The organism is Pengzhenrongella frigida (genome assembly GCF_004168625.1).
GTDB classification, from domain to species: domain Bacteria; phylum Actinomycetota; class Actinomycetes; order Actinomycetales; family Cellulomonadaceae; genus Pengzhenrongella; species Pengzhenrongella frigida.
Genome location: NZ_SDWW01000002.1, coordinates 104614 through 116093, shown reverse-complemented (window position 1 = coordinate 116093; position 11480 = coordinate 104614). Strand labels below are relative to the sequence as shown.

Below are 11480 nucleotides of genomic sequence, written 5' to 3'. Positions count from 1 at the left end.
GGACTACCCGCCCACGGCGGTCAGTTCACGACCCGCAGGATCTCCTCGATCGACGTCTGGCCCATGAGGACCTTGCGCCAGCCGTCCTCGCGCAGCGGGACCATCCCCTCCTCGCGGGCGGTGCGGGTGATGTCGGCGCTCGACGAGTGCGACACCGCGTGCCGTTCGATGGCTTCGGTCACCCGCATGACCTCGTGCAGTGCGAGGCGCCCGTGGTACCCGGTCTTCGAGCAGGACGAGCACCCGACCGTCCGGTACAGCTTGGGGATCTCCTCCCCCGGCGACCACGGGAACCGTGCCGCGATCAGCTCGACCTCCGTGGGCTCGTAGGGCTCCTTGCACTTCGAGCAGAGCTTGCGGGCAAGGCGCTGGGCGACGACGACGTCGAGCGCCGAGCCGACCAGGAACGGCTCGATCCCCATCTCGATGAGCCGGGTGATCGCGCTCGGGGCGTCGTTCGTGTGCAGGGTCGACAGCACGAGGTGCCCGGTCAGGGCCGCCTCGATGGCGATCTGGGCGGTCTCGTGGTCGCGGATCTCACCGACCAGGACGACGTCGGGGTCCGACCGCAGGATCGAGCGCAGCGCGCCGGCGAACGTCAGCCCGGCCTTGGGGTTCACCTGGACCTGGTTGATGCCGGCCAGCCGGTACTCGACCGGGTCCTCGACCGTGATGACGTTGACCTCGGGCCGGGACACCGCGTTCAGCGTGGCGTACAGGGTGGTCGACTTGCCAGAACCGGTCGGGCCGGTGACCAGGATCATCCCGTACGGCTTGCTGTACGACTCGCGGAACTTCTCGTAGTTCTCGTCCAGGAACGACAGGTCGCGCAGGTCGAGGCTGGCGGTGGTGTTGTCCAGGATTCGCATGACGATCTTCTCGCCCCACACGGTGGGCAGGGTCGCCACGCGCAGGTCGATCTTTCGGCCCTCGTGCATCACCGACATGCGGCCGTCCTGCGGCTTGCGTCGCTCGGCGATGTCGATGTCGCTCATGATCTTCACTCGGGAGATGACCCCGCCCTGGATCTGCTTGGGCGCGCGCTGGGTCTCGTGCAGCACGCCGTCGATCCGGTACCGGATCCGCATGTCCTTCTCAGCCGGCTCGATGTGGATGTCCGACGCCCGGTCGGTGATCGCCTGGGTGACGAGCAGGTTGACGAACCGGACGATCGGGGCGTCGTCCTCGATGAAGCTCCCGACCTGCGAGAGGTCGGCCTCGGCCGCCGCTGCGGCGGCCTCGCCCTCGAACGCCGAGGACAGGCCCTCCATCTCGTCGTCGGCCCGGCAGAAGCGGTCGATGGCGCGCATGAGGTTCTCGTGTGTGGCCACAACCGTCCGCACCGGCATGCCGGACATGGTCCGCACGTCGTCGACGGCGACGACGTTGCCCGGGTTCGCCGTCGCGAGGACGAGGATCCCGCTCTCGAGCGCGATCGGCAGCACCACGTGGCGCTTGCACAGCGACGCCGGTACCCGGGCCACCGCGAGCCGGTCCACCGCGTACTCGTCGAGGTCGATGAAGTCCATGCCGACCTGGCTCGCGAGTGCTCGGACGAGCTGCCCCTCGGACAGCACGCCGATCTCCACGAGCGTCCGACCGAGGGAGTGCCCGCCGATCTGCTGCTCGTCGAGGGCCGCCATGAGCTGGCCCTCGGTGATGACTCGCTGATCGAGGAGGATCTCGCCGAGCTGCTTCATGAAAGTCCAGTCCTCTCGGTGACACGGTCGTCATTCGTCTCATCGGCAGGATCGGCCGACGAAGTTAGGAAATGAACGGTCCGGACGGCTGCCGAGCGGTCCGTGGACACTCCGTCGATGCCCACCTGGGGCTCACCCGACGCCGCGGTCCACGCTCAGTCGACGGCAGCCAGGAGAGTGAGGGTCGAGCCACTGGTGCGCACCGGCGGGTCCGGCAGCAACGTGGGATTCGCCGAGATCAGCACGACGTCCCCGCGGTACCAGCCGGAGACCGAACAGCTCGGGACGGTCAGCTGCGGGAGCGGCTCCCCGCATCTCTCGGTGAGGTCCTGCACGCCGAGCGCGCCGAGGAGCCCGGCGATGCCGTCGAGCGCGTCCTGACCTTCGGCCGGCGTCGTCCAGCACCGCACGCCGGTGGCGGGCTCACACCCCTCGGTCGCCGGTGGCGGCAGGACAATCGCCTGCGCGAGCTCCCGGGTCGCGGTCCGGGCGGCCTCGTTCCGTGCCGCCATGAACCGCGGCACGGTGAGCGCCAGGACGGCCGCCACCAGCGCGACCGCCAGCGCGATCACGAGCCACGGACGAGCGGTACCGAATCTCCAGGTGGTCACCTGTCCCCCATCGGCAGGTCGCACCCGGTCCTGGACCCATATCCCCTGAGACATCGGAACTTCCCAGAGGAATCCGAGCGAGATCCGCACCAGATCCTTGGGAAACCGAACTACGCCTTGAGCGCCCCAGCGAGCGCGCGCTCCATCGCGTCCACCGGGGCGGGCAGGCCGGTCATCAGGCGCACCTGTTCGACAGCCTGGTGCAGGAGCATCCGCTCGCCGCCGACTGCAACGCCCCCGGCTCGCGTCCACGCGAGCGACAGCGCCGTCGGCCGCGGCTCGTAGGCCACGTCCAGGAGCACGCCGCCGAGCGCCGCAGTCGCGCCGAGCGCCGCCGCCACCTCGTCGGCCGCGTGGGCCGGGAGCGTCGACACCACCAGGTCGAACGTCGCAAGCTCCTCGGCTGCGGTGGGCAGCAGCGCGTACCGCGGCTCCACCCCCATCCGGTGCGCGGCCCGCATCAGGGAACCGATCCGGCCGAGCGAACGAACGTAGACGACCGGCGTCGGGCACCCCAGCTGGGCGAGCGCGGCCAGGGTGGACGCCGCGGTCGCCCCGGCACCGAGCACGGCGGCGGACCGGGCCGGTGCACCCGCCGGGGCGGAGCCGGCGCCCGCTCCCCCACGAACCTCGGGCACCCCGCCCTGCCGATCCAACCCCGCGCGCCGATCCAACCCCTCGCGCAGCGCCGCGACGATCCCGTACACGTCCGTGTTCGCGCCCACCAGCACGCGCCGCACCCCCGTGCCCTGGATCAGCACCGTGTTCACGGCGCCGACCACGTCGGCGAGCGGCTCGATGTGGTCGAGCAGCGGCAGCACGGTCTGCTTGAGCGGCATGGTCAGGCTGAGGCCCGCCCAGGTGCCGTCGAGGCCCGCGACGAACTCCGCGAGCTGGTCGGAGGTGACGTCGACGGCGTCGTACCGCCAGTCGGTCAGCCCCAATGCCGCGTAGGCGGCCCGGTGCAGCGTCGGCGAGAGCGAATGGCCCACCGGGTGCCCGAGCACCGCCGCGCGACGGAGCCCGGCACCACCCCCCCGCGCGTCGCTCACCCGGGGTTCGCGGCCTGCCACGCGCGCAGCTTGGCCACGTTCTCGTCATGGTCGGCGAGGTTGTTCGCGAACAGCGTCTCCCCGGTGTCGAGGTTGATCGCGACCCAGAACAGCCAGTCCCCCGGGGTCGGGTTGAGCACCGCCGTGATCGACTCCTCGCCCGGCGAGGCGATCGGGGTCGGCGGCAGACCGGTGACCCGGTACAGGTTGAACGGGCTGTCGCTCTCCTTGTCGGCGTTCGTCAGGCCGGTCCCGGGCTTGCCGAGGCCGTACGCGAGGGACGCGTCGATGTCGAGCTTCATCTCGCGGCCGAGCCGGTTCTCGATCGCCTGCGCGATCTTGGCGCGGTCCTCGGCGGAGCGACCTTCACGTTCGACCAGCGAGGCCTTGATGAGCACCGCCTGGCGCTGCTCGACGGGCACGCCCGCCGTGTCGAAGACCGCGACCGTCTGGGCGATCATCTGCGTGAGCACGCTCGTCGCGGTGGAGCCGGGCTCGAACGAGTAGGTGGCCGGGAACAACCAGCCCTCGATGTTGCCGCCGGCCTCGGCCGGCAGACCGATCGCGGGATCCGCGGCCGCGGCCGCAAGATCGGCCACCGGGATGGTCGTGATCGCCGAGACCCGCTCATAGATCTGGTCCGCGGTGAGCCCCTCGGGCACGGTCACCTTGTAGGAGACCCGGCGGGCGGGGTCGAGCAGCGCCACGACGGCGTCCGCTCCGCTCATCTCCAGCAGCAGGTCGTAGGAGCCGGGCTGGATCGAGGGCGCATCCACGTTCACGCGGTAGGCGTCGGAGAACGCCTTCTGGGTCGCGACCACGCCCGCCTCGGCCAGCGTGGCGCCGATCGCGGTGCCGGTGTCGCCCGGGTTCACCACGACCTGGACCGAGCCGTGGCCGGGACCCGGGTAGTCGGCGATCTCCTCGGTCGAGTCGCCGGAGAACAGCGGGGCGAGGAAGTCGACCACCACGTACGCGCCCCCGGCGAGCAGGAGCGCCGCGATGACGATCAGCACGGTGCTGCGGCGACGGCGACGACGCTTGGCGGCCTTGCCGGCGGTCCGACGGCGCGACCGCGAGGGCTGTGCCGGGGCAGCGTCGTGGGACTCCCCGGCCGACTCCTCGGCCGCGAAGATCTCGCCCACGGCGGTCCTCCCTCCGACCTGGACAGCCGGCCATTGCATGCCGATCGGCTCGTCGCCCGGTTCCTCGCTGTGCACTCTCACCGCTCCGTTGCCTCGCCGATTCCTGACGGATGACCGTTCGCCCCGGCAGGGTCGCCCGCGACCGGTTCCCCGGCGCGTGCCCCCGTGACGCGTTCCTTCTCCAGCGCGGACTGCAAGATCACGACGGCGGCCGCCTGATCGACGACCTGCCGGTGACTGCGACCCGCTCGGCCCGACTCGTGCAGGGCCCGATGAGCCGAAACGGTACTCATCCGCTCGTCCACGAGCCGCACCGCGACCGGTGCCACAGCCGACGCCAGCGCCCCAGCGTAGTTCCGCGCGGCCTCAGATGCCGAACCTTCCGCTCCGGACAGGTGCACCGGCAGGCCGACATAGACGATGACGGCGCCCCGGTCGGCCACCTCGCGCACGATCCGCGCGAGCGACTTCGGCCGCCGCAGGGTGTCGATCGGGGTGGCGATCATCCCGTCGGGGTCGCTGGTCGCGAGGCCGACGCGGACCGAGCCGACGTCGACCCCGAGCCGCACACCGCGGTCGACCCGCGTCGTCGCGGACACCGACACCGGTGCGAAGTCTGCGGGGCGCGAGGCTGCGTCGTCCGCCAACTCAGGCCCCGACCTCGGCCGCGATCCCCGCCAGCGCCGCGCCGAGGGCCGTCACGTCGGTGCCGCCGCCCTGGGCCATGTCGTCCTTGCCGCCACCGCCGCCGCCGAGCACCTTCGACGCGGTGCGCACGAGCGCCCCGGCCCGGATGCCGGCGGCCCGCGCCGGCGCGTTGGTCACCACGATCACGAGCGGGCGCTCCTTGCTGGCACCGCCGACGGCGACCACCACCGGCGCCTCCTCGCCCAGGCGGCTGCGCAGGTCGAGCGCGAGCGCGCGCAGGTCGTCCGCGGAGGCGACCTCGCCGGCGTCGAACGTGACCACTCGGGTGCCGTCGGACGTCGTCGCTGCGGCAGCCGCGAGCTCCCCTGCGGCGGCGAGCAGCTTGGCCTGGCCGAGCTGCGCGAGCTGCTTTTCGGCGTCGCGCAGCCGGTTCACCAGGGCGCTGACCCGATCGGGCAGCTCGTCGGTGCGCACGTTCAACAGCCCGGTGAGCTGGCCGACCAGGGCGTGCTCCTTCGCCTGGAACCCGTACGCCCCGGCCCCGACCAGCGCGTCGACCCGACGGACCCCCGACCCGATCGACCCCTCGCCGAGCAGCGTCACCAGGCCGAGCTGCCCCGAGCGCGCCACGTGGGTGCCCGCGCACAGCTCACGCGACCACGCCCCGCCGATCGAGACGACCCGGACGCGGTCGCCGTACTTCTCCCCGAACAGCGCCATCGCACCCGAGGCACGGGCGGCGTCGAGCGTCATGATCTCCTCGGTCACCTCGAGGTCCTCGGCGAGCTGGCTGTTGACCCGCTCCTCGATCTCGATCAGCGCGCCGGCGGGCAGGCCGGTGCCGTGACGGAAGTCGAACCGGATCCGGCTCGGCGCGTTCTCCGAGCCGGCCTGGGTCGCGGTCTCGCCGAGCGTCTCGCGCAGCGCCTTGTGCACCATGTGGGTCGCCGAGTGCGCACGGCTGATCGCCTTGCGGCGCGCACCATCGATCTCGCCGATGCCCTTGTCACCGATCGTCACGGTGCCCTCGATCAGGCGGCCGCGGTGCACGGACATGCCCTTGATCGGCGCCTGCACGTCGGCGATCTCGATCGTCGCGCCGGAGTCGAGCAGGATCGTGCCCTGGTCGGCGAGCTGGCCACCGGCCTCGGCGTAGAACGGCGTGCGGTCGAGCACCAGCTCGACGTCGGCCGGTGCGGTCGCGGTGAGTGCCGGGACGCCGTCGACCAGGAGGGCCTCGACGCGCACCTGCGCGGAGGTCTGGGTGTAGCCGAGGAACTCGACCGGCGCGGCGAGCTCGCTCTGGAGCTTGCGGTACGCGTCGGTGCCGGCGACCCCGGTCTTCTTCGCCATCGCGTCCGCGCGGGCCCGCTGGCGCTGCTCCTGCATGAGGGTGCGGAACGCCTTCTCATCGACGGCGACGCCCTGCTCGGCGGCCATCTCGAGGGTGAGGTCGATCGGGAAGCCGTAGGTGTCGTGCAGCGTGAACGCCGCCTCGCCCGACAGGGTCGGCGCGGTAGGCGACGCGGCCTTGACCCCGGCGACGGCCGTGTCGAGGATCGTCGTGCCCGATGCGAGGGTGCGGCGGAACGCCTCCTCCTCCGCGTACGCGACCTTGCTGATCCGCGCGAAGTCGGTGCCGACCTCCGGGTAGGAGCTCTGCATCGCGTCGCGCGAGACCGGGAACAGCTCCGGGAAGGTGCGCGCCTCGACGCCGAGCAGGCGCATGGAGCGCACCGTGCGGCGCAGCAGCCGCCGCAGCACGTAGCCGCGGCCCTCGTTCGACGGCACGATCCCGTCACTGATGAGCATGAGCGCCGAGCGCACGTGGTCGGCCACGACCCGCATGCGCACGTCGTCGTCGTGGTTCTCGCCGTAGGTGCGACCGGAGATCTTCTGCGCGGCGAGGATGACCGGGAAGACCTCGTCGATCTCGTACATGTTGTCGACGCCCTGCAGCAGGAACGCGACCCGCTCGAGGCCCATGCCGGTGTCGATGTTCTTCTGGGTCAGCTCGCGGACGATCCGGAAGTCCTCCTTGCCGCGGACGTCGTCGATCGCGTACTGCATGAACACGAGGTTCCAGATCTCGAGGTACCGCTCCTCGTCGACGATCGGACCGCCGTCGGCCCCGAACTCCGGGCCGCGGTCGATGTAGATCTCCGAGCAGGGGCCCGCGGGGCCGGCCGCACCGGTGTGCCAGAAGTTGTCCTTCTTGCCGCGGCGCTGGATGCGCTCGTCGGGCAGCCCGGCGATCGACTTCCACAGCGCCAGCGCCTCGTCGTCGTCCTGGTAGACGGTGACCCAGATGACCTCGGGGTCGAAGCCGTAGCCGCCCTGGTCCTGCGGGGTGGTGATCAGCTCCCACGCGAACCGGATCGCCCCCTCCTTGAAGTAGTCACCGAAGGAGAAGTTGCCGTTCATCTGGAAGAACGTGCCGTGCCGGGTGGTCTTGCCGACCTCCTCGATGTCGAGGGTGCGCACGCACTTCTGCACGCTGGTGGCGCGCTGCCACGGCGGGGTGCGCTCGCCGACCATGTACGGGATGAACGGCACCATGCCGGCCACCGTGAACAGCAGCGACGGGTCCTCGGAGATCAACGAGGCGGAGGGCACGACGGCGTGGCCTCGGCTCGAGAAGAAGTCGAGCCAACGCTGGCGGATCTCGGCGGTGCGCATCTATACCTCAAGGTCGGTCGGGTCGTGCGTGTTCCGGACGAAGTGCGAAAGGGCTAGAAGAACGAGTAGCCGAGCTCGCCGTCGCTGGGGTCTTGGGCCAGCTCGGAGTCGTCGGCGTGGCGCCCCGGGCGGCCGGCCCGGTCCGACGACTCGGACGACGACGCGGTGCGGTCGGGGCTGGTGGCGCGCTTGGCGTGCCGCTCGGCTCGCCACGACTCGGTCCGGCTGCGGGCCGCGTCGAGGTCGACGTCGCCGAGCAGGTCGCGACGCAGCTCGGCCTCGCGCTCGGCCAGGCCCGCGGAGAACTCGCTGCGGGCGGAGCGCAGCGCGCCGCTCAGACCGCCGACGACGCCGGCTGCCTGCGTCACCCCGGCGGGCACGTGCTCGTCGACGAGGCTGCGAACCTTGCGGATCACGACCACCGTCGCCACGGCGCCCACGCCGATCCAGAACAGACGCCTCATCGGCCGGACTTCCCCTGGCCGCTCAGGCCGCCGAACGCGCGGCGGACCGCGTAGGAGAACGCGGCGACCTTGACCATCGGGCCGCCGACGGTCGCGGCGAACAGCGACGTCAGCGCGGAGACGTTCTCGCTCACGGAGACCGCGGCGGTGGTGATCGTGTCGACCCGGGTCAGCTGGACGTTGGTCGACGCGACGGTCGCGGCGGTCTCGTCGAGGATCGGGACCGAGTGGTCGGTGAGCTCCTTGACGGACAGCCGGGCCTCGTCGAGCACCCGGCCGAGCTTGACGAGCGGTACCGCGAGCACGCCCACGAGCAGGACGAACGCGATCGCCGCGATCAGTCCAGCGATGTCTCCGACGGACATGTTCTGCTCCTCCACCACCGTTGAACGCCGCCGGCCCCGAGCACCGGAGCAAGCCGTCTGAAACCTTACCTGGATACGCAAACACCCCGTTCGCTGCCCGCGAGGGCGGCGAACGGGGCGCTGCGATGGAGGTAGATCAGCGGGCGTAGTACTCGACGACCAGCTGGACCTCGCAGGTCACGGGGACCTCGACGCGCTTCGGGCGACGCGAGAGCACCGAGGTCAGCTTCTCGAGCTGAACCTCCAGGTACCCCGGCACGGCCGGAAGGACGTCGCGGTGCGCGCCGGCGGCGGCAACCTGGAACGGAACCATGCCCTGGCTCTTCGCCTTGACCTGGATCGTCTGGCCGGGCTTCACGCGGAACGACGGGCGGTCCACGATCTCGCCGTCGACGAGGATGTGACGGTGCACGACGTCCTGGCGGGCCTGGAGGATCGTGCGGGCGAAGCCGGAGCGCAGCACGAGAGCGTCGAGACGCATCTCGAGCAGCTCGACCAGCGACTCACCGGTCAGGCCCTTCTCCTTGCGAGCGTCTTCGAACGCACGGGCCATCTGCTTCTCGCGGATGCCGTACTGGGCGCGCAGACGCTGCTTCTCCCGCAGACGGACGGCGTAGTCCGACTCGGTGCGGCGACGAGCGCGGCCGTGCTCGCCGGGCGGGTAGGGGCGCTTCTCGAAGTGCTTGACGGCCTTCGGCGTGAGGGCAAGCCCCAGCGCACGGGAGAGCCGCACCTGACGGCGCGAACGGGTCACACTGCTCACTAGCGATACTTCCTGTCGTTGTAGACGTCACACCCGCATGCGGAGTGGTTCCGGCGGGCGTGGGGCCGACCTGATGCACGATCTCTCGCGCGGCTAAGGCCCCAGGGCGGTCCGTCAGGCCGAACGCGAAACGCGCAGCCTTCCGGACAACCCGAGAATCTTACCGCACCCCCGGCGCACGTCCCGTCGCGGGCCGCTCAGGCGTTGATCCCGCTCAGGCGGGGCTGGGCGAACAGGTCCTGGGTGCTCGTGGGCTCGGCGTACAGGAACCCCTGCCCGAGATCGCATCCGATGCTGACCACCTCGTCGTGCTGCCGACCGGTCTCGATCCCCTCGGCGGTGACCTCCATGTCGAGCAGGTGGGCCAGGTTGGTCACCGACGCCGCGATCGCGGACGCCGTCGTCTGGGGTCCCAGCCTGGACACGAAGGACTGGTCGATCTTCACGATGTCGATCGGGAACCGTTGCAGGTAGCTCAGCGAGCAGTAGCCGGTCCCGAAGTCGTCCAGCGCCAACCGCACCCCGAGCCGTTTGAGGTCGCCGAGCACGCGCATCGCCCGGTCGCCGTCCTCGATCAGGATGCCCTCGGTGACCTCGAGGACCAGTGCGGCCGGGTCCATCGCGGTCACGCCGAGCACGGCCGAGACCGACGTGACGAAGCCCGGTGTCATCAGCTGGCGGGGCGAGACGTTCACCGACAGGTCGAGCGGCTGGCCGGGGTGCTCGACGAGCCAGCTGGTGCGGTCCCGGCACGCCCGTTCCAGCACCCACGCGCCGAGCCGGGTGATCAGCCCGGACTGCTCCGCGACGGCGATCGCGGCCTCCGCCGGCACCGCGCCGCGCGCGGGGTGCGTCCACCGGAGCAGCGCCTCCACCCCGACGACCGACCCGTCCACCATCCGCACGATCGGCTGGTAGGCGAGGTCGAGCTCGCTGCGGGCCAGGGCGACCCGCAGCTCCTGCTCGAGCTCGTGCCGGTCGCGGGAGTCGCCCGCGGTCCGCAGGTCGACGATCTGATGGGTCCCGCCGCCGCGGCGCTTGGCCTGGTACATCGCGATGTCGGCGTCGAGCACGAGACTGTCCGTGACGGCCTCGCCCGGACCCGCGTAGGCGATGCCCACGCTCGCGGTGACCGAGACCTCGGCGCCGGGAAGCACGAACGGCGCGGTGAACGCCTCCCCGATGCGGCTGGCCAGCACCTCGACGTCGGACGAGTGCAGCAGGTCCTCGCACAGGAACGCGAACTCGTCCCCGGAGAGCCGCGCGAGGGTGTCCCCCGGGCGGACCAGCGCGGCCAGCCGGTGCCCGACGGCGATCAAGAGCTCGTCCCCGACCCGGTGGCCGAAGTCGTCGTTCACCCGCTTGAAATGGTCCAGATCGACGAACAGGACCCCCACCGACATGTGCGACCGGCGCGCGCGCTGGGCGGCGTGATCGATCCGCTCCTGCAGCAGGACACGGTTGGCCAGGCCGGTGAGGGGGTCGTGCAGGGCGCGGTCCCGGAACCACTCCGCCGCCTGCAGCGCCTCCTCACGCGCCTGGGCGTTGATCAGGTAGGCGGCCGCGACGTCGGCCAGGGTCTGGGCCACGGACCGGGCCCGCCCGCTGAGCGGACCCGGCACGTCCCGGTACAGGTCGAGCGACCCCAGGCAGCCGTCGCGGTGCCGCAGCGGGAAGGTGAACACCGCGGCCATGCCCTCGGCAACCGCGGCCGGACCGAACGCGGGATACCGCCCGTCGGCTGCGACGTCGGGCATGAAGACCGGCTCGCCGGTGGTGAACGACGTCAGGCACGGCCCCTGGCCGAGGTCCGTCTGGACGCGTTCGAACCGCATCGCGGTCGCATCCGACGCGGCGATGTACCGCGGCGACAGCCCGGGGGCGATGAGGGTGACGCCCGCACCGGTGACCGGCAGGACGTCGACGATCCGCTCGACCAGGTGATCGAGGATCTTCTGGATCGGAAAGTCGGTGAGCATCACCCGAGCGAACTCGCTGAGCACCGAGGACAACGTGCTCTCCTGGACCATCTTCCCTCCCGTTGCCGGCACGC

10 protein-coding genes are annotated in these 11480 nt (G+C 71.3%); all 10 read right to left on the bottom strand.

Going from position 1 to position 11480, the window contains the following annotated elements; genetic code table 11:
• Positions 1 to 20: 20 nt before the first annotated feature.
• The gene (locus EUA98_RS01325; RefSeq protein ID WP_130100855.1) at positions 21 to 1700 is read right to left on the bottom strand and encodes a GspE/PulE family protein; all 1680 of its coding nucleotides are present in this window, start codon (positions 1698 to 1700) and stop codon (positions 21 to 23) included.
• Positions 1701 to 1855: 155 nt separating this feature from the next.
• Positions 1856 to 2311 (bottom strand): hypothetical protein, encoded by a 456-nt coding sequence (locus EUA98_RS01320; RefSeq protein WP_130100854.1) that lies wholly within the window; start codon positions 2309 to 2311, stop codon positions 1856 to 1858.
• Positions 2312 to 2421: 110 nt separating this feature from the next.
• Positions 2422 to 3384 carry a shikimate dehydrogenase gene (locus EUA98_RS01315; RefSeq protein WP_242511190.1) on the bottom strand — a complete coding sequence of 321 codons (963 nt, stop codon included), beginning with the start codon at positions 3382 to 3384 and terminating at the stop codon, positions 2422 to 2424.
• Entirely contained in the window at positions 3360 to 4508 is a 1149-nt protein-coding gene (gene mltG / locus EUA98_RS01310; RefSeq protein WP_242511189.1) for an endolytic transglycosylase MltG, read from the bottom strand. The genes EUA98_RS01315 and mltG overlap by 25 nt, the downstream gene beginning before the upstream one ends.
• 77 nt (positions 4509 to 4585) lie before the next feature.
• Positions 4586 to 5107: a Holliday junction resolvase RuvX gene (gene ruvX, locus EUA98_RS01305; RefSeq protein ID WP_130100896.1), complete on the bottom strand. Its 522-nt coding sequence runs from the start codon at positions 5105 to 5107 to the stop codon at positions 4586 to 4588.
• A 49-nt stretch (positions 5108 to 5156) separates the two neighbouring features.
• On the bottom strand, positions 5157 to 7835 hold the full coding sequence (alaS, locus tag EUA98_RS01300; RefSeq protein ID WP_130100852.1) for an alanine--tRNA ligase: 2679 nt from the start codon (positions 7833 to 7835) through the stop codon (positions 5157 to 5159).
• Positions 7836 to 7888: 53 nt separating this feature from the next.
• Positions 7889 to 8299 (bottom strand): hypothetical protein, encoded by a 411-nt coding sequence (locus tag EUA98_RS01295; RefSeq protein ID WP_130100851.1) that lies wholly within the window; start codon positions 8297 to 8299, stop codon positions 7889 to 7891.
• Complete coding sequence (locus EUA98_RS01290; RefSeq protein WP_130100850.1) at positions 8296 to 8664, bottom strand: DUF948 domain-containing protein; 369 nt, start codon at positions 8662 to 8664, stop codon at positions 8296 to 8298. The genes EUA98_RS01295 and EUA98_RS01290 overlap by 4 nt, the downstream gene beginning before the upstream one ends.
• Before the next feature lie 136 nt (positions 8665 to 8800).
• Positions 8801 to 9427, bottom strand: a complete 627-nt coding sequence (rpsD, locus tag EUA98_RS01285; RefSeq protein WP_130100849.1) for a 30S ribosomal protein S4 — start codon at positions 9425 to 9427, stop codon at positions 8801 to 8803.
• A gap of 197 nt (positions 9428 to 9624) precedes the next feature.
• Positions 9625 to 11457 carry a putative bifunctional diguanylate cyclase/phosphodiesterase gene (locus EUA98_RS01280; protein WP_130100848.1) on the bottom strand — a complete coding sequence of 611 codons (1833 nt, stop codon included), beginning with the start codon at positions 11455 to 11457 and terminating at the stop codon, positions 9625 to 9627.
• Between the last annotated feature and the right edge of the window lie 23 nt (positions 11458 to 11480).

Excerpts from the sequence above, each read along its gene's own strand:
- EUA98_RS01325 (WP_130100855.1), bottom strand. The coding sequence starts at position 1,700 with ATGAAGCAGCTCGGCGAGATCCTCCTCGATCAGCGAGTCATCACCGAG.
- alaS (WP_130100852.1), bottom strand. The coding sequence starts at position 7,835 with ATGCGCACCGCCGAGATCCGCCAGCGTTGGCTCGACTTCTTCTCGAGC.
- EUA98_RS01295 (WP_130100851.1), bottom strand. The coding sequence starts at position 8,299 with ATGAGGCGTCTGTTCTGGATCGGCGTGGGCGCCGTGGCGACGGTGGTC.
- EUA98_RS01290 (WP_130100850.1), bottom strand. The coding sequence starts at position 8,664 with ATGTCCGTCGGAGACATCGCTGGACTGATCGCGGCGATCGCGTTCGTC.
- EUA98_RS01280 (WP_130100848.1), bottom strand. The coding sequence starts at position 11,457 with ATGGTCCAGGAGAGCACGTTGTCCTCGGTGCTCAGCGAGTTCGCTCGG.